The 24,918-nt window shown below is 68.5% G+C and carries 28 protein-coding genes and 2 pseudogenes; 14 read left to right on the top strand and 16 right to left on the bottom strand.

Annotation, left to right across the window (positions count from 1 at the left end; all coding sequences use genetic code 11):
* A partial coding sequence (locus tag ABC271_RS18745) for a LysR family transcriptional regulator (protein ID WP_412926277.1) occupies positions 1-711 on the bottom strand: 711 nt, incomplete at its 3' end.
* Between the two features lie 149 nt (positions 712-860).
* Between ABC271_RS18745 and ABC271_RS18740 the strand changes: the two genes are divergently transcribed.
* The 5 genes and pseudogenes from ABC271_RS18740 to ABC271_RS18720 all read left to right on the top strand — a co-directional run.
* Positions 861-1,889, top strand: a complete 1,029-nt coding sequence (locus tag ABC271_RS18740) for an amidohydrolase family protein (protein ID WP_005052173.1) — start codon at positions 861-863, stop codon at positions 1,887-1,889.
* A gap of 19 nt (positions 1,890-1,908) precedes the next feature.
* Positions 1,909-2,607, top strand: a complete 699-nt coding sequence (gene ligK / locus ABC271_RS18735; protein WP_005052171.1) for a 4-carboxy-4-hydroxy-2-oxoadipate aldolase/oxaloacetate decarboxylase — start codon at positions 1,909-1,911, stop codon at positions 2,605-2,607.
* 2 nt (positions 2,608-2,609) lie between these two features.
* Positions 2,610-3,563: an amidohydrolase family protein gene (locus ABC271_RS18730; protein WP_005052167.1), complete on the top strand. Its 954-nt coding sequence runs from the start codon at positions 2,610-2,612 to the stop codon at positions 3,561-3,563.
* 2 nt (positions 3,564-3,565) lie between these two features.
* A complete protein-coding gene (locus ABC271_RS18725; protein ID WP_005052165.1) occupies positions 3,566-4,918 on the top strand; it encodes a protocatechuate 4,5-dioxygenase subunit alpha/beta in 1,353 nt (450 codons plus the stop codon).
* Positions 4,915-5,511 (top strand): annotated as a pseudogene (locus ABC271_RS18720) (Gfo/Idh/MocA family protein); the annotation flags it as partial. The gene ABC271_RS18725 and the pseudogene ABC271_RS18720, both read left to right, overlap by 4 nt.
* Before the next feature lie 108 nt (positions 5,512-5,619).
* Here ABC271_RS18720 and ABC271_RS18715 read toward each other — a convergent pair.
* The 5 genes and pseudogenes from ABC271_RS18715 to ABC271_RS18695 all read right to left on the bottom strand — a co-directional run.
* A pseudogene (locus tag ABC271_RS18715) lies at positions 5,620-6,216 on the bottom strand (Gfo/Idh/MocA family protein); the annotation flags it as partial.
* Positions 6,213-7,565: a protocatechuate 4,5-dioxygenase subunit alpha/beta gene (locus tag ABC271_RS18710; RefSeq protein ID WP_005052165.1), complete on the bottom strand. Its 1,353-nt coding sequence runs from the start codon at positions 7,563-7,565 to the stop codon at positions 6,213-6,215. The pseudogene ABC271_RS18715 and the gene ABC271_RS18710, both read right to left, overlap by 4 nt.
* Positions 7,566-7,567: 2 nt before the next feature.
* On the bottom strand, positions 7,568-8,521 hold the full coding sequence (locus ABC271_RS18705; RefSeq protein WP_005052167.1) for an amidohydrolase family protein: 954 nt from the start codon (positions 8,519-8,521) through the stop codon (positions 7,568-7,570).
* 2 nt (positions 8,522-8,523) lie between these two features.
* Positions 8,524-9,222, bottom strand: a complete 699-nt coding sequence (gene ligK, locus ABC271_RS18700; protein WP_005052171.1) for a 4-carboxy-4-hydroxy-2-oxoadipate aldolase/oxaloacetate decarboxylase — start codon at positions 9,220-9,222, stop codon at positions 8,524-8,526.
* Positions 9,223-9,241: 19 nt separating this feature from the next.
* A complete protein-coding gene (locus tag ABC271_RS18695; protein WP_005052173.1) occupies positions 9,242-10,270 on the bottom strand; it encodes an amidohydrolase family protein in 1,029 nt (342 codons plus the stop codon).
* Positions 10,271-10,419: 149 nt separating this feature from the next.
* On the opposite strand from ABC271_RS18695, the gene ABC271_RS18690 reads away from it, so the two are divergent.
* Positions 10,420-11,328 carry a LysR family transcriptional regulator gene (locus ABC271_RS18690; RefSeq protein ID WP_005052175.1) on the top strand — a complete coding sequence of 303 codons (909 nt, stop codon included), beginning with the start codon at positions 10,420-10,422 and terminating at the stop codon, positions 11,326-11,328.
* Here ABC271_RS18690 and ABC271_RS18685 read toward each other — a convergent pair.
* Entirely contained in the window at positions 11,325-11,975 is a 651-nt protein-coding gene (locus tag ABC271_RS18685) for a hypothetical protein (protein ID WP_005052177.1), read from the bottom strand. The genes ABC271_RS18690 and ABC271_RS18685 overlap by 4 nt on opposite strands.
* Before the next feature lie 84 nt (positions 11,976-12,059).
* Between ABC271_RS18685 and ABC271_RS18680 the strand changes: the two genes are divergently transcribed.
* Positions 12,060-12,809 (top strand): IclR family transcriptional regulator, encoded by a 750-nt coding sequence (locus tag ABC271_RS18680; RefSeq protein WP_005052180.1) that lies wholly within the window; start codon positions 12,060-12,062, stop codon positions 12,807-12,809.
* Positions 12,810-12,906: 97 nt separating this feature from the next.
* Complete coding sequence (locus tag ABC271_RS18675) at positions 12,907-14,091, top strand: 4-hydroxybenzoate 3-monooxygenase (protein ID WP_005052183.1); 1,185 nt, start codon at positions 12,907-12,909, stop codon at positions 14,089-14,091.
* Positions 14,092-14,140: 49 nt separating this feature from the next.
* On the opposite strand, the gene ABC271_RS18670 is transcribed toward ABC271_RS18675, so the two are convergent.
* Genes ABC271_RS18670 through ABC271_RS18660 form a run of 3 tightly spaced genes read right to left on the bottom strand, consistent with a single transcriptional unit; the run spans position 14,141 to position 15,507 of the window.
* Positions 14,141-14,653: a nuclear transport factor 2 family protein gene (locus ABC271_RS18670; RefSeq protein ID WP_005052185.1), complete on the bottom strand. Its 513-nt coding sequence runs from the start codon at positions 14,651-14,653 to the stop codon at positions 14,141-14,143.
* Positions 14,654-14,695: 42 nt separating this feature from the next.
* Complete coding sequence (locus ABC271_RS18665; RefSeq protein ID WP_005052188.1) at positions 14,696-14,995, bottom strand: Dabb family protein; 300 nt, start codon at positions 14,993-14,995, stop codon at positions 14,696-14,698.
* The gene (locus tag ABC271_RS18660; protein WP_005052190.1) at positions 14,992-15,507 is read right to left on the bottom strand and encodes an FAD-binding protein; all 516 of its coding nucleotides are present in this window, start codon (positions 15,505-15,507) and stop codon (positions 14,992-14,994) included. The genes ABC271_RS18665 and ABC271_RS18660 overlap by 4 nt, the downstream gene beginning before the upstream one ends.
* A gap of 63 nt (positions 15,508-15,570) precedes the next feature.
* Between ABC271_RS18660 and ABC271_RS18655 the strand changes: the two genes are divergently transcribed.
* The 5 genes from ABC271_RS18655 (at position 15,571) to ABC271_RS18635 (ending at position 18,882) form a co-directional block, all read left to right on the top strand.
* Entirely contained in the window at positions 15,571-16,581 is a 1,011-nt protein-coding gene (locus tag ABC271_RS18655) for a DUF4192 family protein (protein ID WP_062637444.1), read from the top strand.
* Positions 16,582-16,715: 134 nt separating this feature from the next.
* Positions 16,716-17,294: a hypothetical protein gene (locus tag ABC271_RS18650; RefSeq protein WP_005052196.1), complete on the top strand. Its 579-nt coding sequence runs from the start codon at positions 16,716-16,718 to the stop codon at positions 17,292-17,294.
* 109 nt (positions 17,295-17,403) lie between these two features.
* The gene (locus tag ABC271_RS18645; RefSeq protein WP_005052841.1) at positions 17,404-17,787 is read left to right on the top strand and encodes a hypothetical protein; all 384 of its coding nucleotides are present in this window, start codon (positions 17,404-17,406) and stop codon (positions 17,785-17,787) included.
* Between the two features lie 158 nt (positions 17,788-17,945).
* A complete protein-coding gene (locus tag ABC271_RS18640; RefSeq protein ID WP_062637442.1) occupies positions 17,946-18,344 on the top strand; it encodes a hypothetical protein in 399 nt (132 codons plus the stop codon).
* 139 nt (positions 18,345-18,483) lie between these two features.
* Complete coding sequence (locus ABC271_RS18635) at positions 18,484-18,882, top strand: hypothetical protein (protein ID WP_062637441.1); 399 nt, start codon at positions 18,484-18,486, stop codon at positions 18,880-18,882.
* 133 nt (positions 18,883-19,015) lie between these two features.
* Here ABC271_RS18635 and ABC271_RS18630 read toward each other — a convergent pair whose 3' ends face one another.
* Genes ABC271_RS18630 through ABC271_RS18615 form a run of 4 tightly spaced genes read right to left on the bottom strand, consistent with a single transcriptional unit; the run spans position 19,016 to position 20,872 of the window.
* On the bottom strand, positions 19,016-19,396 hold the full coding sequence (locus ABC271_RS18630) for a VOC family protein (RefSeq protein ID WP_085603663.1): 381 nt from the start codon (positions 19,394-19,396) through the stop codon (positions 19,016-19,018).
* A gap of 2 nt (positions 19,397-19,398) precedes the next feature.
* Entirely contained in the window at positions 19,399-19,803 is a 405-nt protein-coding gene (locus ABC271_RS18625; RefSeq protein WP_062637438.1) for a DUF1801 domain-containing protein, read from the bottom strand.
* Positions 19,803-20,258: an SRPBCC family protein gene (locus ABC271_RS18620; RefSeq protein ID WP_054687628.1), complete on the bottom strand. Its 456-nt coding sequence runs from the start codon at positions 20,256-20,258 to the stop codon at positions 19,803-19,805. Before ABC271_RS18620 ends, ABC271_RS18625 begins: the two co-directional genes overlap by 1 nt.
* Positions 20,255-20,872, bottom strand: a complete 618-nt coding sequence (locus ABC271_RS18615; protein WP_228164526.1) for an AraC family transcriptional regulator — start codon at positions 20,870-20,872, stop codon at positions 20,255-20,257. The genes ABC271_RS18620 and ABC271_RS18615 overlap by 4 nt, the downstream gene beginning before the upstream one ends.
* Before the next feature lie 206 nt (positions 20,873-21,078).
* Here ABC271_RS18615 and ABC271_RS18610 point away from each other — a divergent pair, with 206 nt between their 5' ends.
* Positions 21,079-22,314 carry an IS256 family transposase gene (locus tag ABC271_RS18610; protein WP_046746337.1) on the top strand — a complete coding sequence of 412 codons (1,236 nt, stop codon included), beginning with the start codon at positions 21,079-21,081 and terminating at the stop codon, positions 22,312-22,314.
* A gap of 554 nt (positions 22,315-22,868) precedes the next feature.
* On the opposite strand, the gene ABC271_RS18605 is transcribed toward ABC271_RS18610, so the two are convergent.
* Together ABC271_RS18605 and ABC271_RS18600 are read right to left on the bottom strand one after the other, a co-directional pair.
* Complete coding sequence (locus ABC271_RS18605) at positions 22,869-23,585, bottom strand: class II aldolase/adducin family protein (RefSeq protein WP_062633823.1); 717 nt, start codon at positions 23,583-23,585, stop codon at positions 22,869-22,871.
* 95 nt (positions 23,586-23,680) lie between these two features.
* The gene (locus ABC271_RS18600) at positions 23,681-24,868 is read right to left on the bottom strand and encodes a thiamine pyrophosphate-dependent enzyme (RefSeq protein ID WP_139833214.1); all 1,188 of its coding nucleotides are present in this window, start codon (positions 24,866-24,868) and stop codon (positions 23,681-23,683) included.
* Between the last annotated feature and the right edge of the window lie 50 nt (positions 24,869-24,918).

Raw genomic sequence — 24,918 nt, 5'->3', positions numbered from 1 at the left:
GACGAGATCGGTCGCCTCGAGCACCGCGGGCACGGTGGCGTACTCCTCGACCGTCAGCGTCACCTGCGGCATGAGTCCCTGTTCGATCATCGCCTGGAGCGGGTACACGTGGCCGCCGCGGGAGGACACCCGCACGAAGCGGCGCCCGACGAACATGTCCGCGGCGGTCGGAGGCAGCGGATGGGCACGCGAGGACAGCGCCACGTACTCCACGTCGCGCACCGGTGTGCGCCACAGCCGCGGCGAGTCCAGCAACGACACCGTGATCGCCAGGTCGATGGTGCCCCGGACGAGCCCGTCTTCCACCTGATCCGCGTCCAGCCGCCGCACCTGCAGGTGAAGGTCCGGCGCCTCCTTCGCGAGCACCGGCATGATCGGCGGCAGGAAGGTCTGCTCGCCGATCGAGGTCAGCGCGAGCGAGAGCTCCCCGCCGAAGCTCGCGGGATCGAAGGCGTCGGGCGCGCTCACCACGGCATCGATGCGCGACAGTGCCTCGTGCAGCGGTCCGAACAGCTGCCGGGCACGCGGGGTCGGCACCATCTCGTTCCCCTGGCGGCGGAACAGGTCGTCGCCGAACCGCTGCCGCAACCTCCTCAGCGTGTAGCTGACCGTCGGCTGCGTGACGTGCAATCGCTCGGCGGCGGCGGTCAGACTGCGCAGCTCGTACAGCACGACGAAAGTGCGCAACTGGTTGAGATCGGTGAGCGACATCGCATTGATCCCATCTATACGGTTCGGCTCCTACATCTATTGGACCATACCCATAGAGCGAACTAGAGTCAGGGTGACAGCACCGGCACCGCTGCCGACGTGGCACGCACCACCCGGCACCGACCCGATCACAGTGACGAGGACGCACGTTGATCATCGACATCCATGGCCACTACACCACGGCCCCCGCGCAGCTGGGAGCGTGGCGCGATCTGCAGATCGCGTATGCGGAAGGCGCGGGCGAGGCGCCCGACCCGGCCGCGCTGCGGATCAGCGATGACGACATCCGCGAGACCATCGAGGCGAACCAGTTGCGGCTGATGGACGACCGCGGCAGCGATGTCACGGTGTTCAGTCCCCGTGCATCGTTCATGGCCCACCACCTCGGCGACCTCGCCGTCAGCGAGACCTGGGCGCGCATCTGCAACGACCTCGTCGCGCGGGTGTCGCAGCTGTTCCCCGACCGTTTCCTCCCGGGCGCGATGCTCCCGCAGTCGCCGGGCGTCGACCCGAAGACGACCCTCGCCGAACTCGACCGGGCGGTGAACGATCTGGGCGTCGTGACCGTCAACATCAACCCCGACCCGTCCGGCGGACTGTGGACCGCCCCGCTGCTGACGGACAAGAGCTGGTATCCGCTCTACGAGAAGCTCGTCGAGTACGAGCTGCCCGCGATGATCCACGTGAGCACCTCGTGCAAGCCGCAGTTCCACACCACCGGCGACCACTACCTGGGTGCCGACACGACGGCATTCATGCAGCTGCTCAAGGGCGACCTGTTCCGCGACTTCCCCGACCTGAAGCTCGTCATCCCGCACGGCGGCGGCGCGGTGCCCTATCACTGGGGACGCTTCCGCGGCCTGGCGATGGCGCTCGGCAAGCCCGAGCTGGAGGAGCACCTCCTGGGCAACGTGTACTTCGACACGTGCGTGTACCACCAGCCGGGCATCGACCTGCTCACCGGGGTCATCCCGACCGAGAACATCCTCTTCGCGAGCGAGATGATCGGCGCCGTCCGCGACGTCGACCCGCGCACGGGCCACTACTTCGACGACACGAAGCGATACGTGGATGCGACCGGGAACCTCACCGACGAACGACGCGGACAGGTCTTCGAAGGCAACGCCCGCCGCGTGTACCCGCGCCTGGACCGCGCCCTGCGAGCCCGCGGCCTGTGACCTCACCCTGGAGAACCCGATGACTCAGCGACTGAACGACCTCGGCATCGTCCGCACGCGCATCGAGCGGCCCGACTCCGCCGACGTCGCGCGGCTCTCGCGGTTCGGGGTCGCCACGATCCACGAGGCGATGGGCCGGGTCGGCCTGCTGCGGCCGTACATCCGCCCGGCGTACAGCGGGGCGACGCTGTGCGGCCCGGCCGTCACGGTGCTCCTGCAGCCCGGCGACAACTGGATGTTCCACGTCGCCGCCGAGCAGGTGCAGGAGGGCGACGTCATCGTCGCCGGCTGCACCACGGAGAGCGAGGACGGCTTCTTCGGCGAGCTGCTCGCCACCTCCCTCACCGCCCGGGGCTGCAAGGGCCTGGTCATCGACGGGGGCGTCCGCGACGTCGCCGACCTCGAGAAGATGGGCTTCCCGGTCTTCTCCCGCGCCATCAGCGCGAAGGGCACCGTCAAGGCGACGCTGGGCTCGGTCAACATCCCCGTGGTCGTGGCGAACGCCGTGGTGAACCCCGGCGACGTGGTGGTCGCGGATGTCGACGGCGTCGTGGTCGTCCCCCGCGAGCTCGTCGGCGCCGTCGCCGACGCCTCGCAGAAGCGCGAGGACAACGAGGAGGCCAAGCGCCAGAAGTTCCGCGAGGGCGTGCTCGGTCTCGACATCTACGGCATGCGGGAGCCGCTGGCGGCCGCGGGCCTCGAGTACGTGGAGGATTGACGATGGCTCACGCACAGGCGATCGCGCACGGCGACACCAGCGGCGGCTTCGAGAAGACGCCCGGTTGGCTGGACTGGTACGACGGCCCGACGACCCCGACGTTCCGGCTCCCCGCCGGCGCTGTCGACGCGCACTGCCACGTGTTCGGCCCCGGCGCGGAGTTCCCCTACGCCCCCGAGCGCAAGTACACGCCGTGCGACGCGTCGGCCGCGCAGCTGTTCGCGCTGCGCGACCAGCTCGGCTTCGACCGGAACGTCATCGTGCAGGCGACCTGCCACGGCGCCGACAACCGGGCGCTCGTCGACGCGCTGCGCCGCAGCAAGGGGCGTGCCCGCGGGGTCGCGACGGTTCGTCGCGACGTGACCGACGAGGAGCTCGCCGAGCTGCACGAGGCCGGTGTGCGCGGCGTGCGGTTCAACTTCGTCAAACGCCTCGTCGACCGGGTGCCGACCGACTCGCTCGACGCGATCGTGGAGAAGATCGCCCCCCTCGGGTGGCATGTCGTCATCTACTTCGAGGCCGAGGACCTTCCCGACCTCTACGACTTCTTCTCGGCGATCCCGACGGACGTCGTGGTCGACCACATGGGGCGTCCGGATGTGACGAAGGACCCGGAGGGTCCGGAGTTCGAGCTGTTCCTGCGCTTCATGCGCGAGAACCCCAACGTGTGGACGAAGGTGTCGTGCCCCGAGCGGCTCAGCGCCACCGGTCCGCGCGCGCTGAATGGCGAGCAGCACGCCTATACGGATGTCGTGCCGTTCGCCCGTCGCGTGGTCGAGGAGTTCCCCGATCGCGTGCTGTGGGGCACCGACTGGCCCCACCCCAACCTCAAGGACCACATGCCTGACGACGGGCTGCTGGTCGACTACATCCCACAGATCGCGACGACCCCCGAACTGCAGCAGAGGCTGCTCGTCGACAACCCGTCGCGGCTGTACTGGCCCGAAGGAGAATGACCATGGCACTCGACAAGCCGTACAAGGACATCCCCGGCACGACCATCTTCGATGCCGAGCAGGCCCGCAAGGGCTACCACCTCAACCAGTTCTCGATGTCTCTCATGAAGCCCGAGAACCGCGAGCGCTACCTCGCCGACCGCGAGGCGTACCTCGACGAATGGCCCCTCACCCCGGTGCAGCGTCAGGCGGTGCTCGATCTCGACCTGAACACCTGCATCGCCGAGGGCGGCAACATCTACTTCCTGAGCAAGATCGGCGCCACGCACGGTCTGAGCTTCCAGCAGATGGCCGGCTCGATGACCGGGATGTCGGAGGCGGCGTACCGCGACATGATGGTCGGAGGTGGCCGACGTCCCGAGGGCGTGCGCCTGAAGGATCTCGACGGGTGGACCCCGCCCTCGAACGAGAAGTCCGAGGTGATGCGCCCGGACGCCCCCGCGAAGTTCACGTCGGCGCTGTTCACGTCGCACGTGCCGGCGATCGGCGCCGCGATGGACCTGGGCAAGACCGAGGAGCCGTACTGGAAGAAGGTCTTCGACGGGTACCAGTGGACCCGGAAGTGGGCCAAGGAGAACACGCCCGACGTCATCATCCTGGTGTACAACGACCACGCCACGGCGTTCGACTCGAACATCATCCCGACCTTCGTCCTGGGCACGGGCGCGCACTATCCCGTCGCCGACGAGGGTTACGGCCCGCGCCCGGTGCCCGACGTGAAGGGGTATCCCGAGCTCGCCGCGCACATCGCCCAGTCGGTCATCCAGGACGATTTCGACCTCACCCTCGTCAACGAGATGGTCGTCGACCACGGCCTGACCGTGCCGCTGTCGCTGGTGTTCGGCGACGTCGAGGAGTGGCCGTGCCGGGTCATCCCGCTTCCGGTGAACGTCGTGCAGTACCCGGTTCCGTCCGGGCGTCGGTGCTACGAGTTGGGCAAGGCGATCCGTCGCGCGCTGGACAAGTGGGACGGTCCCGAGCTCAACGTGCAGATCTGGGGCACCGGGGGGATGAGCCACCAGCTGCAGGGCCCGCGCGCGGGACTGATCAACGAGGAGTGGGACAACGCGTTCCTCGACCACCTGATCGCCGACCCGCTGGGCCTCACCGAATGGTCGCACATGGAGTACGTCGACGAGGCCGGATCCGAGGGCATCGAGCTGGTGGACTGGCTCATCGCCCGTGGGGCGATGGACGACCAGTTCGGCGGCGGGGCGCCCGAGGTGAACCACCGGTTCTACCACGTCCCGGCGTCCAACACCGCCGTCGGCCACCTGGTCGTCACCAACCCCGTCGCGCCGCGGCCCGTCGAGTCCGAGAGTGTGAGCCTCCCCCTGGAGGAAGTCCACGCATGAGTGACAAGGTTCGCGTCGCCGTCGTCGGCGCCGCCGGCGCCTTCGGCATGAAGCACCTCGACGGCCTCGCGAACATCCCCGACGCCGAGGTGACCGTCGTCAGCGGCACCAGGCCCGAGCCCACGGAGTCGGTGGCCGAGAAGTACGGCGTGCCGAATGCCGTGCTCGGTCTCGACGCCGTGCTCGAGCGAGACGACGTCGACGCGGTGATCCTCGCGACGCCGACGCAGCAGCACGCGGATCAGACGCAGGCGGTGCTCGCCGCGGGCAAGCACGTGCAGGTCGAGATCCCGCTCGCCGATTCGCTGGCGGATGCCGAGGCCACCCTGGCCGCGGCATCCGCCTCCGACCGGGTCGCCATGGTCGGGCACACGCGGCGGTTCAACCCGTCGCATCAGCTGGTGCACAACCGGATCGCGGCCGGCGAGTTCGCGGTGCAGCAGATGGACGTGCAGACGTACTTCTTCCGCCGCACGAACACGAACGCGAAAGGCGAGGCGCGGTCGTGGACCGACCATCTGCTGTGGCACCATGCGGCACACACGGTCGACCTGTTCGCCTACCAGGCGGGTCGGATCGTGCAGGCCAACGCCATCCAGGGCCCGATCCACCCCGACCTCGGCATCGCGATGGACATGTCGATCCAGCTGGATCGACATGTCCATCGCGATGCCGAGGTCGGGGTGGATCGGGCCCTGGATGGCGTTGGCCTGCACGATCCGACCCGCCTGGTAGGCGAACAGGTCGACCGTGTGTGCCGCATGGTGCCACAGCAGATGGTCGGTCCACGACCGCGCCTCGCCTTTCGCGTTCGTGTTCGTGCGGCGGAAGAAGTACGTCTGCACGTCCATCTGCTGCACCGCGAACTCGCCGGCCGCGATCCGGTTGTGCACCAGCTGATGCGACGGGTTGAACCGCCGCGTGTGCCCGACCATGGCGACCCGGTCGGAGGCGGATGCCGCGGCCAGGGTGGCCTCGGCATCCGCCAGCGAATCGGCGAGCGGGATCTCGACCTGCACGTGCTTGCCCGCGGCGAGCACCGCCTGCGTCTGATCCGCGTGCTGCTGCGTCGGCGTCGCGAGGATCACCGCGTCGACGTCGTCTCGCTCGAGCACGGCGTCGAGACCGAGCACGGCATTCGGCACGCCGTACTTCTCGGCCACCGACTCCGTGGGCTCGGGCCTGGTGCCGCTGACGACGGTCACCTCGGCGTCGGGGATGTTCGCGAGGCCGTCGAGGTGCTTCATGCCGAAGGCGCCGGCGGCGCCGACGACGGCGACGCGAACCTTGTCACTCATGCGTGGACTTCCTCCAGGGGGAGGCTCACACTCTCGGACTCGACGGGCCGCGGCGCGACGGGGTTGGTGACGACCAGGTGGCCGACGGCGGTGTTGGACGCCGGGACGTGGTAGAACCGGTGGTTCACCTCGGGCGCCCCGCCGCCGAACTGGTCGTCCATCGCCCCACGGGCGATGAGCCAGTCCACCAGCTCGATGCCCTCGGATCCGGCCTCGTCGACGTACTCCATGTGCGACCATTCGGTGAGGCCCAGCGGGTCGGCGATCAGGTGGTCGAGGAACGCGTTGTCCCACTCCTCGTTGATCAGTCCCGCGCGCGGGCCCTGCAGCTGGTGGCTCATCCCCCCGGTGCCCCAGATCTGCACGTTGAGCTCGGGACCGTCCCACTTGTCCAGCGCGCGACGGATCGCCTTGCCCAACTCGTAGCACCGACGCCCGGACGGAACCGGGTACTGCACGACGTTCACCGGAAGCGGGATGACCCGGCACGGCCACTCCTCGACGTCGCCGAACACCAGCGACAGCGGCACGGTCAGGCCGTGGTCGACGACCATCTCGTTGACGAGGGTGAGGTCGAAATCGTCCTGGATGACCGACTGGGCGATGTGCGCGGCGAGCTCGGGATACCCCTTCACGTCGGGCACCGGGCGCGGGCCGTAACCCTCGTCGGCGACGGGATAGTGCGCGCCCGTGCCCAGGACGAAGGTCGGGATGATGTTCGAGTCGAACGCCGTGGCGTGGTCGTTGTACACCAGGATGATGACGTCGGGCGTGTTCTCCTTGGCCCACTTCCGGGTCCACTGGTACCCGTCGAAGACCTTCTTCCAGTACGGCTCCTCGGTCTTGCCCAGGTCCATCGCGGCGCCGATCGCCGGCACGTGCGACGTGAACAGCGCCGACGTGAACTTCGCGGGGGCGTCCGGGCGCATCACCTCGGACTTCTCGTTCGAGGGCGGGGTCCACCCGTCGAGATCCTTCAGGCGCACGCCCTCGGGACGTCGGCCACCTCCGACCATCATGTCGCGGTACGCCGCCTCCGACATCCCGGTCATCGAGCCGGCCATCTGCTGGAAGCTCAGACCGTGCGTGGCGCCGATCTTGCTCAGGAAGTAGATGTTGCCGCCCTCGGCGATGCAGGTGTTCAGGTCGAGATCGAGCACCGCCTGACGCTGCACCGGGGTGAGGGGCCATTCGTCGAGGTACGCCTCGCGGTCGGCGAGGTAGCGCTCGCGGTTCTCGGGCTTCATGAGAGACATCGAGAACTGGTTGAGGTGGTAGCCCTTGCGGGCCTGCTCGGCATCGAAGATGGTCGTGCCGGGGATGTCCTTGTACGGCTTGTCGAGTGCCATGGTCATTCTCCTTCGGGCCAGTACAGCCGCGACGGGTTGTCGACGAGCAGCCTCTGCTGCAGTTCGGGGGTCGTCGCGATCTGTGGGATGTAGTCGACCAGCAGCCCGTCGTCAGGCATGTGGTCCTTGAGGTTGGGGTGGGGCCAGTCGGTGCCCCACAGCACGCGATCGGGGAACTCCTCGACCACGCGACGGGCGAACGGCACGACATCCGTATAGGCGTGCTGCTCGCCATTCAGCGCGCGCGGACCGGTGGCGCTGAGCCGCTCGGGGCACGACACCTTCGTCCACACGTTGGGGTTCTCGCGCATGAAGCGCAGGAACAGCTCGAACTCCGGACCCTCCGGGTCCTTCGTCACATCCGGACGCCCCATGTGGTCGACCACGACGTCCGTCGGGATCGCCGAGAAGAAGTCGTAGAGGTCGGGAAGGTCCTCGGCCTCGAAGTAGATGACGACATGCCACCCGAGGGGGGCGATCTTCTCCACGATCGCGTCGAGCGAGTCGGTCGGCACCCGGTCGACGAGGCGTTTGACGAAGTTGAACCGCACGCCGCGCACACCGGCCTCGTGCAGCTCGGCGAGCTCCTCGTCGGTCACGTCGCGACGAACCGTCGCGACCCCGCGGGCACGCCCCTTGCTGCGGCGCAGCGCGTCGACGAGCGCCCGGTTGTCGGCGCCGTGGCAGGTCGCCTGCACGATGACGTTCCGGTCGAAGCCGAGCTGGTCGCGCAGCGCGAACAGCTGCGCGGCCGACGCGTCGCACGGCGTGTACTTGCGCTCGGGGGCGTAGGGGAACTCCGCGCCGGGGCCGAACACGTGGCAGTGCGCGTCGACAGCGCCGGCGGGGAGCCGGAACGTCGGGGTCGTCGGGCCGTCGTACCAGTCCAGCCAACCGGGCGTCTTCTCGAAGCCGCCGCTGGTGTCGCCGTGCGCGATCGCCTGTGCGTGAGCCATCGTCAATCCTCCACGTACTCGAGGCCCGCGGCCGCCAGCGGCTCCCGCATGCCGTAGATGTCGAGACCGAGCACGCCCTCGCGGAACTTCTGGCGCTTGGCCTCCTCGTTGTCCTCGCGCTTCTGCGAGGCGTCGGCGACGGCGCCGACGAGCTCGCGGGGGACGACCACGACGCCGTCGACATCCGCGACCACCACGTCGCCGGGGTTCACCACGGCGTTCGCCACGACCACGGGGATGTTGACCGAGCCCAGCGTCGCCTTGACGGTGCCCTTCGCGCTGATGGCGCGGGAGAAGACCGGGAAGCCCATCTTCTCGAGGTCGGCGACGTCGCGGACGCCCCCGTCGATGACCAGGCCCTTGCAGCCCCGGGCGGTGAGGGAGGTGGCGAGCAGCTCGCCGAAGAAGCCGTCCTCGCTCTCCGTGGTGCAGCCGGCGACGATGACGTCGCCCTCCTGCACCTGCTCGGCGGCGACGTGGAACATCCAGTTGTCGCCGGGCTGCAGGAGCACCGTGACGGCCGGGCCGCACAGCGTCGCCCCGCTGTACGCCGGGCGGATGTACGGCCGCAGCAGGCCGACCCGGCCCATCGCCTCGTGGATCGTGGCGACCCCGAACCGCGAGAGCCGCGCGACGTCGGCGGAGTCGGGCCGCTCGATGCGCGTGCGGACGATGCCGAGGTCGTTCAGTCGCTGAGTCATCGGGTTCTCCAGGGTGAGGTCACAGGCCGCGGGCTCGCAGGGCGCGGTCCAGGCGCGGGTACACGCGGCGGGCGTTGCCTTCGAAGACCTGTCCGCGTCGTTCGTCGGTGAGGTTCCCGGTCGCATCCACGTATCGCTTCGTGTCGTCGAAGTAGTGGCCCGTGCGCGGGTCGACGTCGCGGACGGCGCCGATCATCTCGCTCGCGAAGAGGATGTTCTCGGTCGGGATGACCCCGGTGAGCAGGTCGATGCCCGGCTGGTGGTACACGCACGTGTCGAAGTACACGTTGCCCAGGAGGTGCTCCTCCAGCTCGGGCTTGCCGAGCGCCATCGCCAGGCCGCGGAAGCGTCCCCAGTGATAGGGCACCGCGCCGCCGCCGTGCGGGATGACGAGCTTCAGGTCGGGGAAGTCGCGGAACAGGTCGCCCTTGAGCAGCTGCATGAATGCCGTCGTGTCGGCACCCAGGTAGTGGTCGCCGGTGGTGTGGAACTGCGGCTTGCACGAGGTGCTCACGTGGATCATCGCGGGCAGCTCGTACTCGACGAGCTTCTCGTAGAGCGGATACCAGCTCTTGTCCGTCAGCAGCGGGGCGGTCCACAGTCCGCCGGACGGGTCGGGGTTGATGTTGACGGTCACGACGCCCAGATCGTTCACCGCCCGGTCGAGTTCGGCGAGGGTCGTCTTCGGGTCGACGCCCGGCGACTGCGGGAGCATCGCGCCCGGGAGGAAACGGTCGGGGAACAGCTGCGACACCCGCGCGACGAGGTCGTTGCAGATGCGCGCCCAGGTCTCGCTGACGGCGAGGTCGCCGAGGTGGTGGGCCATGAACGATGCACGGGGACTGAACACCGTGACATCGCTGCCGCGGTCGTCCATCAGCCGCAACTGGTTCGCCTCGATGGTCTCGCGGATGTCGTCATCGCTGATCCGCAGCGCGGCCGGGTCGGGCGCCTCGCCCGCGCCTTCCGCATACGCGATCTGCAGATCGCGCCACGCTCCCAGCTGCGCGGGGGCCGTGGTGTAGTGGCCATGGATGTCGATGATCAACGTGCGTCCTCGTCACTGTGATCGGGTCGGTGCCGGGTGGTGCGTGCCACGTCGGCAGCGGTGCCGGTGCTGTCACCCTGACTCTAGTTCGCTCTATGGGTATGGTCCAATAGATGTAGGAGCCGAACCGTATAGATGGGATCAATGCGATGTCGCTCACCGATCTCAACCAGTTGCGCACTTTCGTCGTGCTGTACGAGCTGCGCAGTCTGACCGCCGCCGCCGAGCGATTGCACGTCACGCAGCCGACGGTCAGCTACACGCTGAGGAGGTTGCGGCAGCGGTTCGGCGACGACCTGTTCCGCCGCCAGGGGAACGAGATGGTGCCGACCCCGCGTGCCCGGCAGCTGTTCGGACCGCTGCACGAGGCACTGTCGCGCATCGATGCCGTGGTGAGCGCGCCCGACGCCTTCGATCCCGCGAGCTTCGGCGGGGAGCTCTCGCTCGCGCTGACCTCGATCGGCGAGCAGACCTTCCTGCCGCCGATCATGCCGGTGCTCGCGAAGGAGGCGCCGGACCTTCACCTGCAGGTGCGGCGGCTGGACGCGGATCAGGTGGAAGACGGGCTCGTCCGGGGCACCATCGACCTGGCGATCACGGTGTCGTTGCTGGACTCGCCGCGGCTGTGGCGCACACCGGTGCGCGACGTGGAGTACGTGGCGCTGTCCTCGCGTGCCCATCCGCTGCCTCCGACCGCCGCGGACATGTTCGTCGGGCGCCGCTTCGTGCGGGTGTCCTCCCGCGGCGGCCACGTGTACCCGCTCCAGGCGATGATCGAACAGGGACTCATGCCGCAGGTGACGCTGACGGTCGAGGAGTACGCCACCGTGCCCGCGGTGCTCGAGGCGACCGATCTCGTCGTGCTGCTGCCGCGACACGTGGCCGAGGTGTTCTGCGGATGGTTCCCCGGTCTGCGCATCGCCGAGCTGCCGTGGCCGGGCCAGAGCACCCCGGTCGCGCTCTACACGCGACGCGAACTGAGCATGTCTCCCGCGCAGACGTGGTTCCGATCGGTGGTGCTGGATGCGGTGGCCGCCGACGACCACCGGCCGACCTAGCCGTTCTTGCGGTTCCAGCTTGCCTTCGCGGGCGCGAAAGGGCTGCGCACGTGGATCGACCAGTTCGAGTGCGGGTGGACGGAGAGGATCGCCCGTTCGAACCACGACCGGGCCTCGTCCGAGAGCTGCGGCAGCACCACGTCCTTGTCGAGGTCATCCTCCGGCCGCGGCCGCAACGCCTTCCAGACCAGCTGCACCTCGGGCGCACCGGTCGGAATGCCGTCGACCTCGAGCACGGCGCGATCCCACGGCAACTGCAGCCGCGGGTCTCGCCGGTACAGCCAGGCATGTTCCGTCCCATCCTCGACGTTCACCTGAAGCACCCAGGCGCCGGAGCGCTCGTCCTGAATCCGCACCGGCTGCACATCGGCATCGTCGGGCGCGTCGGCCCAGGGGATGACGGCGTCCTCCCCCGCAGGCGCCCAGGCGGTGAAACCGGCAGGCAACGCCCGGACCAGCTGCGGCAGCCCGCCTTGGGTGGTGCTCACGTCCGTGTTCGGCCGTTCGCGGATCGTCCGGCCCAGCCAGTGCTCCAGGGCCACCCCGCCCGACAGCCACCAGCGGGCGCTACCGACCCGAAGGAGCTCAGCGACAGCATGAGGCGTGAGGGGCTCCCAAGCCGTTGCAGCATCCGGAACAGAAACCATGAGCCGAGGCTACCGCCGTCGCGTCAGGCAGGGGACCAACCATCGCCGCAACACCGTCGACGCGAGCCGTGTCATCCTGAGCGCATGGCGAACTCGCCCTCCAGCGACTCGATGATCGACCGCATCGTGCGCGTCCTCGAGACGTTCACAGCTGATCGTTCGGTGCAGTCGGCCAGTCAGATCGGGCGCCGAGCGGCGCTGCCGTCGTCCACCGCGCACCGGATCGTGGACGAGCTGGTCGACGCCGGACTGCTCGGACGCGACGAGGACCGCCGCGTCCACCTGGGAATGCGCTTGTGGGAACTGGCCCTCCGCGGGTCGACCGCGCTACGTCTGCGCCAGGCGGCGCTCCCCTATATGGAGCGCGTGCAGACGCACATCCGCCAGCACACCCAACTCGCCGTTCTCGAACAGGACGAAGCACTGTTCCTCGAACGCCTTTCGCACCCCGACGCCGGTGCGAACATCACACGGATCGCTGGGCGGCTACCGCTGCACGCCTCCTCGTCGGGCCTCGTCCTGCTCGCGCACGCTCCCGCCGATCTCCGCGAACGCGTGCTCGCCCAGCCGTTGCGCGCTCTCGCACCCGAGACGGTGACCGATCCCGGACGTCTACGCCGTCTCCTCGCTGGCGTGCGTCGCGATGGCGTGGCGATCGCGCAAGGTTCGATCGAATCCGTCTCGACCGGCGTGGCCGTGCCGATCCGCGACGCAGGTGAAGTCGTCGCCGCGCTTTCCGTGGTGCTACCACGACAAGCGCCGCACACGGCGGCGATCATCGCTCTGCGAGAAGCCGTGACCGGCATCGAGGCCACGCTGCGGTCCCCCCGATAGTCGGCGTCTCCCGTTCAACGGGAATGCGGCGTTCGACCGTCTGAACCGGGTTCACACTGAGCGAGGCATCCGTTGTCACGTCGAAGGAGACGCCCCAATGTCCACCATCCGCACCCGCGTCGCCATCGTCGGCGCTGGACCCGCCGGACTGCTGCTGTCGCATCTGCTCGCGGCGTCCGGCCTCGAGTCAGTCGTCATCGATCAGCGTTCCCGTGAAGAGATCGAGACCACGATCCGGGCAGGCATCCTCGAACAGGGCACCGTCGAGGTGCTCGACACGCTCGGCGCGTTCAGCCGCGCCCGCACCCTGGGAGACCGCCACGACGGCATCGAGCTCCGCTTCGCCGGCAGCGGACACCGCATCGACTTCGCCGACCTCGTCGGCCGCGGTGTGTGGCTGTACCCGCAGCACGAAGTCCTGAAGGATCTCATCGCCGCGCGGCTCTCCAGTGGCCAAGACCTGCGCTTCGGCGTGACGGCGCATCGTATCGAGGACCCCGCGTCCGACCGCCCACGCGTCATCGCCACCGGCGCAGACGGATCGCCTCTCGAGATCGAGGCCGAGTTCGTCGTCGGCGCCGACGGGTCACGCAGTGTCGTGCGGGAGGCCGTAACCGGTTCCCACACAGGCGGGCACTTCCGCGAGTACCCGTTCGCCTGGTTCGGCATCCTCTGCGAGGCGCCGCCCAGCGCCGACGAGCTCATCTACAGCAACTCCCCCGATGGCTTCGCGCTCATCAGCCAGCGAAGCACCACCGTGCAGCGCATGTACTTCCAATGCGATCCCCGCACCGACCCCAGCACCCTCACCGAGGAGCAACTGTGGGAAGAACTGCAGAAGCGGGTGCCGGGGACGACGCTCAAGGAAGGCCCCGTCTTCCAACGCGACGTGCTGCGATTCCGGAGCTTCGTCGCCCTCGAACTGCTTCGCGGCCGCCTCGCACTCATCGGCGACGCCGCCCATACCGTGCCGCCCACCGGCGCGAAAGGCATGAACCTTGCCGTAGCCGACGTCCTCGTTCTCGAGCGCGCGCTGCGCGCGCTTCTGCTCGAGAGGGACAGCCGCCTCGTCGAGGCCTTCCCCGAGACGGCGCTGCACCGCATCTGGAAGGCCCAGCACTTCTCCTGGTGGATGACCAGCATGCTTCACGTCGCCCCCGATGCAAGGGACTTCGACCGCCTCCGCCAGCTCGGAGAGCTCCAATCCGTCGTCGAGTCCGAAGCCGGCCGCCGCTTCCTCGCCGAGGCATACACCGGCTGGCCCCTCCACACCCTCACCTGAGCCGGCGCTCACGGTTCGGACCAGAGGGTGCGGCACCCGCGGGTCGGCGTCAGTCCAGCCAGCCGGGGACCGCGGGAACCACCGGGTAGTCGATCGCAGGCGCGTCGCCAACGATGGGATCCATGCGGATCCGGCTCAGTCGCATGAAGGCGATGCGCCAGCCGGACTCGGTGAGTCGGTAGAGCTCCTCGTAGTAGCCATATCCCCGCATCCCCCTCTGTTCCGGCACGGTGATCCCCATATACCCTCGTGACCCGCGTGGCCACGTCAGATAGTCGGTCATGGCCCAGCGCCCGCGAGCCGAGAAGTCATCGATCCGCCGAAACTGCGGCATGAACCCGTGATGGACGCTGACGACCTCTTCGGTCATGTTGCGCATCAGGTTCTCCACGAACGTGTCGGGGTCGGGCGCGGCGGCCCACAGTCCTTCGAAGACGCAGTCGTCCACGAAGAGTCCGCGCAGTTCGTCCCACTGCTTCAGGTCGACGTAGTGAAAATAGCGTGCCTTCAGGTCGCGGAGCTCCTCTGCCACGGTGGGGGTGACCGCACGTACTCGGGGCATCGAGAAACCATCCTCGCTCTTCACGGCGCCTGGGTACTTCCTCTACTGCTCGTCGATCTCGAAGTCGACCGAGGCGATCTGCTCCGAGATCGCTCCGGAGAGAGGGAAGAGCGGCAGATGCGCGGGGTGCGTCGCGTAGGCACGGACATCGTCGAGGGTGCGGAAGTCGGCGACGAGTGCATAGTCCCATGCGCGTTCGCTGCGCATCACGTCGGGGCCGTGTGACAGTCGGACCAGGCCGGGAATCTTTCCGAGCAGACCATCGAGCAGGTCGCGCCACTCCTCGAGCACGGCAGGATCATGGTTCGCTGCGAACGAGAAGAACACGACGTGACGGATCATCGTGCCCCGGCTCCGTCGGCAAGGCTCAGGTCGCCGATCGACGCGCCGCTGGCGGTACGCCCGAGAAGGTAGGCCATGGTCATGATCGGACCGAGCGTGGCGCCGGCGCCGGGGTAGCCGGCGGCGAAGGCGTTCTCGGAGGCGTTGCCGACCGCAAACAGGCCGCGTATGGCATCGCCGTCTGCGTCGAGGACCCTTCCGAGGCCGTCGGTGGCGATCCCTCCGCTGGTGCCGAAGCAGCCGTTCACCACGGCGAGAGCGTAGTAGGGGCCTTGCTCGAGCGGTGCGAGGCTGGGATTGGGATACGGGTTCTGTTCGTCTCCCCAGTAGCGGTCGTACGCGCTCGCACCGCGGTGGAAGTCCGGATCCTCCCCACGGGCGGCGTGCTCGTTGAATCGCGCGACCGTCTCGGCCAGCGCCTGGGCGGGAACGTCGATCTTCCCGGCGAGCTCTCCGAGGGTTGCTCCTTCGACGAGCCAGTCGGGAGTCGGCTCCTGGCGTGCATCGACCAATGTCGGAGGCCTCCCGTAGCCTGTAAATGTCACATTCACTAGCCAACGTTCCGGGAGGACACCATGGCCACCACACCGACCACCATCAAGGCGGGCACCCCGCGCGACTTCCTCGGCCTCGTGCCCGCGCTGCTCGGCTTCACCCCGCAGGACTCGCTCGTGCTCGTGCCCTTCGAGGCGTCGCGCACGATCGGGGCGATGCGACTCGACCTCGACGCGGATGCCGCGACGCTCGCGCACACCGGCCTCGGGCTGGTCTGCCGAGTGCCGCGCGTGACCGGGGTAGCCGCCGTGATCTACGCCGCCGAGGACGCCGACAGCACCCGCGATCTCGGCCAGCAGATCGCCGATGTCGCCGACCGGCAGGGACTGCACCTGGTGGACGTGCTCTACGTCGCCAGCGACGGCTACGGCAGCCACCTGACCGGCGAGGCACCGCGCCCCGTCGCCGAGATCGCGACCCCGGACGCGCTGCGCGAGAAGGTCGCAGCATCCCAGACCGCCGGGGCGAGCATCCCCGACGCCGACCCGGCGCGTGCCGCCCGGATCGCGTTCGCGGCCGCGCGGATGGACGACGATGCCCTCGCGGACTTCGTCGCCGTCGCGGAGGACGCCCTGACCGGTGACCCCGCCGACCTCGACACCCGCCAGGCTGCGATCCTGCTCACCGGCATCGGCATCCCGCTGTGGCGTGACGTGGCCCTCATCCAGTGGGCCACCGACCGCGGCAACGGCACCCGTGCCCTGGCCGCGCAGATCGGCCACTCGATCATGGGCGCACCCGTCCCCGAGAGCATCGCCCGCACCCTCTACGGACAGGGCGACCGCCCCGACGCCGACCGGCTGACGGCGGGACTCGCGCTCGTGCGCCACCTTGCCGCCTACGCCGACGACCAGGAGCGCCCCAACCTGCTCGCCGCCGCCGCCTGGCTGTCCTGGGCGCTGGGCCGATCCACTCACGCCACCGTCTACACCGACCGCGCCCTCGCGATCGACCCCGACCACGGCATGAGCCAGATCGTCGCGACCCTCTGCTCGGCAGCCGTGCTCCCGGATTGGGCGTTCGCCCGCTGAGCGTCACCGAGTGCCCGCCGGTCACCCCGGCGGGCACTCGCCCGTGACGCACTCGCGATGTCCCCGCGCGATGTCGGAGGCCACCCGTAGCCTATGAATGTCACATTCACTAGCAATCGTTCCGGGAGGACTCCATGACCGAGACCATCAACAACGTCCACGACATCCGCGCAGCCGTCGAGCGCGCGATCCGCTTCCACGCTCCGCTGCGCGCCGAGTTCGACGAGGGATGGACGACCATCGAGCCGGACGAGCTGCGCCAGGCCTGGGACGACTACAGCCTCAGCGACCCGTTCACCCTCGACCCCGCAATGCCCGCCCTGCTCGCTCGCATCGACGCCGACCACCCGGACGACGACCCCCAGGTGTGGGTGCCCCTCGGCGGGCAGGGCGACCCCGACTATCTGGATGCCGTCGTGGTCACCGAGCGCACCGTCACCAAGTACACCGCGCGCGACGGCCAGATCGAGCAGCCCTACTCGCTCCCCGAGGGCGACCCCCACGGCCTCACGCAGAGCGGCTGGCGGGCCGCGGCGAGCGCAGCGCGCTACGCGATCATCGGCCTCAACGCCGACGCCAGCAACACCGAGTACCTGCGCGGGCAGATCGAGGCGTACCTGACCGCGTTCGGTCACTTCGAGCCGGGGCGCGATGCCGACGCCAAGCGCGAGCGGGTCACCGCCGAGATCACCGCGGCGATCGCCGCCCAGTGACCCACGCCGGGGCGGGCGCGCAGACCGCGCCGCCCGCCCCGCCCAATGTCGGAGGCCACCCGTAGCCTGTGAATGTCACATTCACCGTCGAGAGTCCAAGGAGGACGCCATGACCGACACCACCACCCTCATCACCCGCACCCCCGGCGACACGTTCCGCTTCCGCGGCACCGAGTACGTGCTGATCGACTTCGCCCGCACCAAGGCGAAGATCGCAGCCCTCACCGAACCCGGCAAGGTGTACACCCTCGCCCGCACCGCCACCGTCGAGCCGACCGGGCACAGCGACGACGCACTCGCCGCTGCCCTGCAAGCCACCGCGGCCGCGCTGCCGAGCCTGATCCCCGGAACCCGCGTGCGCATCGTCGCCAACCCGCGCACCACCCGTGACGGGCTGGCCGGAGTCGAGACACTCATCGTCCGCACCAACCCCAAGTCATACACGCTCGCCAACGGCTGGCGCGTCAGCCCTGGGCTGGTCGAAGCCGTCTGACCCCCTCGCCGCCGCCGGGTGCACACCTACCCCGGCGGCGGCGAGCACCACCCACCCGAGGGGAGCCGGCTACACGCCCCTCCCCTCGGCGGGAGCACCTCGAGTTCCATCCCCCGCCCGCGCTCGCCGCAGGCCTTCACCGTCCCCAGGAGGACACAATGACCACCACCGAACCCGCGGCCTCAGCCGCACCCCGCATCCCTGCCGACGACCTGATCGACCGGCTGTGGAGTCTCATGCACGACATCGAGGCAGCCGATTTCCCCGCGCTGCGCATCGTCGAGCTCGACGAGCCGACCGACTACGGCGAGCGCACCGTGCTGTGGTGCCCGCGCTGCGATCAGCACGTCAACGTCGAGGACGGCTACCTGCGCGCGATCGACATGGACGTGCGCTACAACAGCGTCGGCCAGATCAACACCATCGAGCGCACCGTGCCGCAGTACGAGGCAGACCCCGACCCCGGCGACGTGCTCGTGTACCTGCACCAGACCGACGCGCACGGCGAGCACGGCGTGCGTCTCCCCGAGGGCTGGGAAGGCGTCTGGAAGGCGTAGCCGCACCCCTGCGACATGAGCGCCCCGCGCCTCTGCCGGGGCGCTCACGCACGCCACGACCGACCCTCTGCTGCGATGTCCGACCCCACCCGTAGGCTGTGAACGTCACATTCACTAGCAAGCGATCCGGGAGGACGCCATGACCACCTACATCACCTTCGGCCCCGACCACGCCGACCTGCACCCGCACGTCGGTACGGGACTGAACCGCGGCTACGTCGCGATCAGCACCGGCGACCGCGGCCGCGACATCGCCGCGGCGTTCGCGATCCTCGGCGAGCAGTGGGCCTTCGACTACCAGGACGCAGCCGCGCTGGATGCCCGCTACCCGGACGGCGAGATCGCCCGCATCACCCTCATCGACGAGGCGGCGCAGAAGGAGATCGCCGGTCTGATCGAGGACACTTTCGCCGCGGCCGAGGGCGACAGCAACGACGCCGAGATCGAGGCGCTACAGGCCGCACGCGACCGCCTGGCCGCGCTGATCGACTACACCCCCGCCCACGAGCGGGACTGGACGCCGCTCGACGCGGCCTGATGTAGGAACCGCTCAGAGTTGTCCGCGGTGCCAGCCACAGAGCCGGGATCTCCCACCGAAGATGTCCACCGGAGTGCGGCCAGATTCTGTGCTGAGTTGTCCACGACGGCTGCGGCCAGCTTCGTCGAAGCCGTCAGTACTTGATTTCCGCTGGATCTCTGAACGCCACTAGACCTACGAGATTTCCTTCGGGGTCGCGAATGAATGCTTGCCATTCTTCTCGCCCTGCTGGTCCGAGCGCATCTCTGGTGTGAGTGAAGATCGGCCGCCCCGGGGATACGATTTCGACCTCGCCGGCTCGGTCGACGGCTAACTCCAGATCATCGACGCGGAGGTAGAGCAGCGCTGACGGTGCCGCGCTCTCGAGTAGCAAACGGACGCCGTCGAGATCGAAGAACACCAAACCGGGCGGATCGAATCGGGCCACAGGGGCGGAGCCGAGCAGTGCGGAATAGAAGGCTGTGGCGCGTTCCAGATCGACCACGCGCTGGGCTACTTGGACGAGAGACGCCATGCTCATTTGCCGTCGCCGTGCACGTCTCGAATGACGGCGAGGGAGCGATCGAGTAGTTCCCGCAGCGCATCTTGGTCCACCCCCGACAATCGGGGGAGGTAGAGGCACGCGCTACTGGTGCGGTGTGGACCGAGCCGCTCGAGCAGGTCGGGCCACCGCTCGGCAAACCCCTCGACCAGGTAAAGCGTGTGCTTGGACCCGGAAGCGAAGGCGATCTCAGGCGCGATACCCTCTCGCCCGCTGTCGTACGCGTAGCCGTATTGGCCGAACCCGACAATCCGTTCCGCCCACACCACCGGCGGGCGCTGTGCAACGTGCTCGAAGAGCTCGAGGAGTTCGGTTACCTCGCCGCGTCGTGGCCCGGTTGCCCGGTCCAGCGCCTCGTCGACGCTGGTGTCGGAAGGCATCACGAGGCGGTCTCCGTTGCTCGCTGCGATTCGATGTATGCCTTGAGTCGGGCCAGATGGTCGCCGTCCTCCTTCTTTGTGATCGCGGCCACCAGGGGCAGCATCATCCGCCGCAGTCCGCCGGCGGCGAGCTCGCACGTCCACTCGATCCGCGTGCCGGTGCCGGCCGGGTGCAGCCGGTAGACGTAGGTCGCGGTGATGCCCTCCGCCTCGCTGGCGACCGCAAAAGCGGTGGGCGGCTCGAGAGCCACGATCTGCAGCTGCCCCGTCGCCTCCTTGCTCTTCACTCGGCGCGTCTCCTCGATGACGGACCCCACAGCGAGCGGGCCATCCGTCACCTTCACGCTCTTCACGACACCGTCGACGTAGTCGACCGCCCTTGTGGGATCTGCCAGCACTGCGAACACTTCCTGTTGCGATCTGTCGATGTGCTCGGTGAACTCGAAAGCGATCATGGGCCTTCTCCTGGGTGATGGTCGGGGTGGTGATCAAGAGGCACATAGGCGTCTGTCCAGCTGACGCGAACGGCGTCGTTCGCGCGCTGGTCGACGTGATGGATCTCGAAGGGCGGTGCGCAGCGCAACCGCCACCCTTCTGAGGGCATCCATTGCACCCCGATAGCCGCGAAGGTCTTCGCGATCTGCTCTGCACCGCCGGTGTGCCGATGCGCGACGCACACCTGCGCCGGCATCTGGCGGTAGGTGAAGGGGTGGGGTGGATCTATCGGTGCGGCAATGGGGATGCCAGCGTCGAAGCGGATCTGCTCGTTGTCCACCACGTAAGGGTCATCTGGGGTGATGCCCACGAGGAGGTCGGAGGAGTGGGCGATGCCGTGCTCTATCGCGAAGGCCCTCAGCTGCTGCCACGGCTCGACCGATGGGTGCCCGATGCCGAGGCCGTTGTACCCGCGATGACGGAGGACGAGCAGGTGCCGCTCGGGGGTGCTCTCAACCCGTACCGGGACGGCATCGAGGTCATAACGGAGTGTCAGCGGCGTCTCTTCTGCGAAGCCCGCAAACGTCGTGCTCTGCTGCGCCAGGTCCGCGTGCTCGCGGTACGCGCGCAGCATCCTCCGATACTCCGATGGACTGATCTCGAACCGCTGCACGAACGCGCGTGTGAAGGTCTCGGGCGTTGCGAACCCGGATTCCAACCTGGAGTCCCGCGGGGTGGTGGTCTTTCGGGCCCGCGGCGTCGTGACCGCGACGGGGTGAGCCATCGTGCGATGGTCAGTGAGAACGACCAAGAACTCACACAGAAAGACGACACCGCACGATGGCTCTTGACCAGTCTGCCCTCCTCGAGCTGCTCGGGGAACTGAAGCTCACCGGCACCACCGACCGCATCCGAGCCGCGACCGAGCGGCTCTACCAGGAGCTGATCGACGCGGAGACAGCCGCATTCATCGGCGCCGCCCCCTACGAGCGCACGAGCGAGCGCACGACTACCCGCAACGGTTCCCGGCCGCGGGTGCTGTCGACCACGGCTGGGGATCTGGAGTTGCGGATCCCGAAGTTGCGGCAGGGGTCGTTCTTCCCGTCGCTGCTGGAGCGGCGCCGCCGGGTCGACCAAGCCTTGTTCGCGGTCGTGATGGAGGCCTACCTCCACGGCGTCTCAACCCGGAAGGTCGATGACCTCGTCAAAGCGCTCGGCGCTGACACTGGCATCTCGAAGTCCGAGGTGTCCCGCATCTGCCAAGGGCTCGACGCCGAGGTCGCATCGTTCCGCGACCGCTCGCTGTCTGACATCGCCTACCCCTACGTGTTCCTCGACGCGACCTACTGCAAGGTCCGCATCGACCACCGTGTCGTGTCCCAGGCGGTCGTCGTCGCGATCGGCGTCGCCGCTGACGGGCGGCGGGTCGTGCTGGGCTTCGATGTCGGAGACAGCGAGACCGAGGAGTTCTGGAAGCAGTTCCTGCGCTCGTTGAAGACACGAGGTCTGGGCGGGGTGAAGCTGGTGATCTCCGACGCCCACGCCGGACTGAAGAAGGCCGCAGCGACCGTGTTGCAGGGCGCCGCCTGGCAGCGCTGCCGCGTCCACTTCATGCGCAACGTCCTGACCGCCCTCCCGAAGGGCCGGCAGGAGATGGTCGCCAGCGTGATCCGCACGATCTTCGCCCAACCCGACGCCGAGCACATCGATGCCCAGTTCGACGAAGTCGTGCGCATGATCGAGCGCGTCCACCCCAAGACCGCCGTGATGCTCACCGACGCCCGTGACGACATCCTCGCGTTCAAAGCGTTCCCCGCCCGGCATTGGCGACAGATCTGGTCCACGAACCCGCTGGAACGCCTCAATCGGGAGATCAAGCGCCGCACCGACGTCGTTGGCGTGTTCCCGAACAACGCCGCCCTGCTCCGCCTGGCCGGCTCCGTCCTCGTCGAGCAACACGACGAATGGGAAGCCGCCGACCGCCGCTACTTCTCCGAAGCCTCCATGACCGAGCTCACCGCGACCACCCCCACCATCGACGAGGCGGTGATACTCCCCGAGATCACCGCCGCCTAAACTAACGACAGCTGATCATCGCAACGAAGCGAAAGACCACCACTCAAACGGACGCGGCCCTACCGGGAGTCGAAGGTCCGAGTCTCGGAACGGCACCGGCGCCAGGTTGTCGTCGAGATCACGTTCGCTTCCCCCCATGACCTCATCCGGTGGGAGGACAGTAAGGAGCGGCAGGCGCACCTGCAACAGGCCGTGCCGCTCACGATCGGGCAGGCCCGTCCACTGACTCCGGACGCCCTCACCGGTGCAATCCCGACGGCCGGTCCCGCGCGCCCGCGGTGGTGGACGGCGCGATAACGCTGCACCCGAGCGCCCCGCCGAGACGATCCGGCGGGGCGCTCCCGTGTCCACCCCCCGGCCCGTCAAATGTCCGACCCCCCCTACTACTGTTGTGTGTGTCAGATACACAACATGGCGCGAGCCGTTAGGCGCGGGCGGCGTGTGCCGGCATGCCGGACCGCCCCACCAGGGGCGAACGGCCGGCTTCGCCGACGCGATGACGCGCCGGCCGCGAGCGGGCGGATTTGCTCAGCGCGCCTGGAGGAGGCGCGCTTTCAGACGCTCTCCCCGCGCCTGGCGTTGGCTCTCCAGATCTCCCAGGCCCTCGTGAGCTGCCCGTTGTTGGATTCCGCGGCCGCGGCGCCCTCTTCTGCGGTGAGGGCGGTGTAGCCGCCGAGCTGACCGGCCGTCACCTGTGCTCGGGCGTTGAGGTCCGCGTAGACCGCGCGGGCGACCGCCTGCGGGATCGAGTCGCCCACGGCGACGAATCCGTGTCCTCGCATGAGTGCGACCGCCGCGCCCCCGAGGGTCGCAGCAAGGTCCGCGCCGAGCGAACCGCTGCGGATCAGCAGGTCGCTGGAGGACCCGACGCTGTCACGGATCTCGAAGACCGGGACCGCTTCGCCGAGGAAGCCCGCCATGTGCCACACCGCCTGCAGAGGCGTCCTGGAGATGCTGAAGGGCACCATCGACGCGGAGTGGCTGTGGACAACGGCCTGGACATCGGCGCGTGCCCGGTAGATCTCGCCGTGGATGAATCGTTCGAGATAGCTCGGTCTGTCGTCCGCGGTCGTCCCGTCCAATCCGATCACCTGAATGTCGTCGGGCGTGACGAGGCCGGGGGCCAGGTTTCTGGAGATGAGGAACCTGCTCGGGTCGTCGGGGTCACGGACGCTCACGTGGCCGAAAGCATCGAGGATGCCGTGGCGGACGAGAATGCGATTCGCATCGACGAGATCCTCTCGAACCCCTAGTCGATCACCAGTTGACATCCTTCATCGCTCCCTACTGCAGACGTACGTGTCGCTGTCAGCCCGAACACGCGGCTCACTCACCGTATACGGCGCTGTCACTCCTGCTCGACATCTCACGCGAACGCCTGCCCGAAGACCCGGACATCGCCCATCGCAGACGCGACCTGGATCAGCGTCGGCCCATCCTCGGCGAACGCGGCGGCGAACGCGCTCTCGAGCTCCTCCGGGTTGGACGCCCGCCAAGACTTCAGTCCCAGGCTTCGGGCGTACGATGCGTGGTCGATCGGGGGCCGGAAGGTCCAGCGCATCGCATCCTCTGCGCCGGGCTCTCCGAGCGAGCTGCCCATCGCTCCCGTCACGGTCGCGACGTCCCGCCAGCCCCCGTTGTCGAGGACGAGGTAGACGACCGGAACGTCGTACGCGGCAGCGGTGTGGATCGCTGTGGAGTTGAACATGAACCCGCCATCGCCGAGGACGGCGATCACTCGACGATCGGGACGAGCCATCTGGATGCCGACCGCCGCCGGCGCGCCCCAACCCTGAGCACTCGCCTTCCCCGAGAGGCCGAAATACGTCCACGGTGCGCCATAGTCGACGAGTGTGTCGATGAAGCCCTCCGCGGATCCGCACTGGTTGACGACGATCGTCTCGGAGCCGCCGAGGCGATGGATGAGGTCCGCGATGTGGGCCGCCGATACCGCGCCATCAGCCTCGCCGAGCAGGCGCGACCGCAAGGCTTCGCGGCCCGCTTCCCAGCGCTCTCTGAGCCCTCGCACCCGCCCGCCCGAGCTCACGGGTACCGCTCCGCCTTCAGCGAGGCGATCGGCGACCGCATCGAGCAGGCGCCCGGGGTGGCTGAGGATGCCGACCTGACCTGCGTACTGCCGGCGCAGAGCGAGCGGGTCCACGGTGACCTGCACCACGAGGCTGTCACCGAAATCCGGCAGGGGCATCGCCAGCCCCTCGGTGAGCTCGGCGCCGAGGAGGACGACGACGTCTGCGCCCTCCAGTGCAGGGCTCGATGCGGTCAGCTTGCCGACGTACCTCGGATTGGTGTTCGGGAAGGCGAGGTCGGCGCCCTTGATCTCCCCGAGCACGGACGCGTCCACCAGGTCGGAGAGCCTTTCCAGCGCGGCAATCGCACCGTACCGCGCGACCTCTGTCCCCACCACGATGACCGGACTGGCCGCCGTCCTGAGAATCTGGGCGAGACGCTCTACCGCATCCGGATCGAGCGCCTCATGCAGATACTCGGTCACCGGTCCCGGGGTGAACTCGATCTCCTCTTCCAGAAAGTCCATCGGAATGCCGAGGTGCACCGGACCGTAGGGAGGGGTGGAAGCGATCTGGA

The sequence above is a fragment of the Microbacterium canaveralium genome, assembly GCF_047238045.1.
In the GTDB taxonomy this organism is placed as follows: domain Bacteria; phylum Actinomycetota; class Actinomycetes; order Actinomycetales; family Microbacteriaceae; genus Microbacterium.
This window is presented reverse-complemented; position numbering and strand designations above follow the sequence as displayed.

What these genes read in the sequence shown, in the direction of transcription:
- ABC271_RS18600 (WP_139833214.1), bottom strand. Translation starts at nt 24,868, where the DNA reads ATGGACTTTCTGGAAGAGGAGATCGAGTTCACCCCGGGACCGGTGACC.
- ABC271_RS18725 (WP_005052165.1), top strand. Translation starts at nt 3,566, where the DNA reads ATGGCACTCGACAAGCCGTACAAGGACATCCCCGGCACGACCATCTTC.
- ABC271_RS18650 (WP_005052196.1), top strand. Translation starts at nt 16,716, where the DNA reads ATGACCGAGACCATCAACAACGTCCACGACATCCGCGCAGCCGTCGAG.
- ABC271_RS18690 (WP_005052175.1), top strand. Translation starts at nt 10,420, where the DNA reads ATGTCGCTCACCGATCTCAACCAGTTGCGCACTTTCGTCGTGCTGTAC.
- ABC271_RS18620 (WP_054687628.1), bottom strand. Translation starts at nt 20,258, where the DNA reads ATGATCGCTTTCGAGTTCACCGAGCACATCGACAGATCGCAACAGGAA.
- ABC271_RS18655 (WP_062637444.1), top strand. Translation starts at nt 15,571, where the DNA reads ATGGCCACCACACCGACCACCATCAAGGCGGGCACCCCGCGCGACTTC.
- ABC271_RS18640 (WP_062637442.1), top strand. Translation starts at nt 17,946, where the DNA reads ATGACCACCACCGAACCCGCGGCCTCAGCCGCACCCCGCATCCCTGCC.
- ABC271_RS18685 (WP_005052177.1), bottom strand. Translation starts at nt 11,975, where the DNA reads ATGGTTTCTGTTCCGGATGCTGCAACGGCTTGGGAGCCCCTCACGCCT.
- ligK (WP_005052171.1), top strand. Translation starts at nt 1,909, where the DNA reads ATGACTCAGCGACTGAACGACCTCGGCATCGTCCGCACGCGCATCGAG.
- ABC271_RS18675 (WP_005052183.1), top strand. Translation starts at nt 12,907, where the DNA reads ATGTCCACCATCCGCACCCGCGTCGCCATCGTCGGCGCTGGACCCGCC.
- ABC271_RS18610 (WP_046746337.1), top strand. Translation starts at nt 21,079, where the DNA reads ATGGCTCTTGACCAGTCTGCCCTCCTCGAGCTGCTCGGGGAACTGAAG.
- ABC271_RS18670 (WP_005052185.1), bottom strand. Translation starts at nt 14,653, where the DNA reads ATGCCCCGAGTACGTGCGGTCACCCCCACCGTGGCAGAGGAGCTCCGC.
- ABC271_RS18680 (WP_005052180.1), top strand. Translation starts at nt 12,060, where the DNA reads ATGGCGAACTCGCCCTCCAGCGACTCGATGATCGACCGCATCGTGCGC.
- ABC271_RS18705 (WP_005052167.1), bottom strand. Translation starts at nt 8,521, where the DNA reads ATGGCTCACGCACAGGCGATCGCGCACGGCGACACCAGCGGCGGCTTC.
- ABC271_RS18710 (WP_005052165.1), bottom strand. Translation starts at nt 7,565, where the DNA reads ATGGCACTCGACAAGCCGTACAAGGACATCCCCGGCACGACCATCTTC.
- ABC271_RS18615 (WP_228164526.1), bottom strand. Translation starts at nt 20,872, where the DNA reads ATGCTGCGCGCGTACCGCGAGCACGCGGACCTGGCGCAGCAGAGCACG.
- ABC271_RS18635 (WP_062637441.1), top strand. Translation starts at nt 18,484, where the DNA reads ATGACCACCTACATCACCTTCGGCCCCGACCACGCCGACCTGCACCCG.
- ABC271_RS18665 (WP_005052188.1), bottom strand. Translation starts at nt 14,995, where the DNA reads ATGATCCGTCACGTCGTGTTCTTCTCGTTCGCAGCGAACCATGATCCT.
- ABC271_RS18630 (WP_085603663.1), bottom strand. Translation starts at nt 19,396, where the DNA reads ATGGCGTCTCTCGTCCAAGTAGCCCAGCGCGTGGTCGATCTGGAACGC.
- ligK (WP_005052171.1), bottom strand. Translation starts at nt 9,222, where the DNA reads ATGACTCAGCGACTGAACGACCTCGGCATCGTCCGCACGCGCATCGAG.
- ABC271_RS18625 (WP_062637438.1), bottom strand. Translation starts at nt 19,803, where the DNA reads ATGCCTTCCGACACCAGCGTCGACGAGGCGCTGGACCGGGCAACCGGG.
- ABC271_RS18605 (WP_062633823.1), bottom strand. Translation starts at nt 23,585, where the DNA reads ATGTCAACTGGTGATCGACTAGGGGTTCGAGAGGATCTCGTCGATGCG.
- ABC271_RS18730 (WP_005052167.1), top strand. Translation starts at nt 2,610, where the DNA reads ATGGCTCACGCACAGGCGATCGCGCACGGCGACACCAGCGGCGGCTTC.
- ABC271_RS18645 (WP_005052841.1), top strand. Translation starts at nt 17,404, where the DNA reads ATGACCGACACCACCACCCTCATCACCCGCACCCCCGGCGACACGTTC.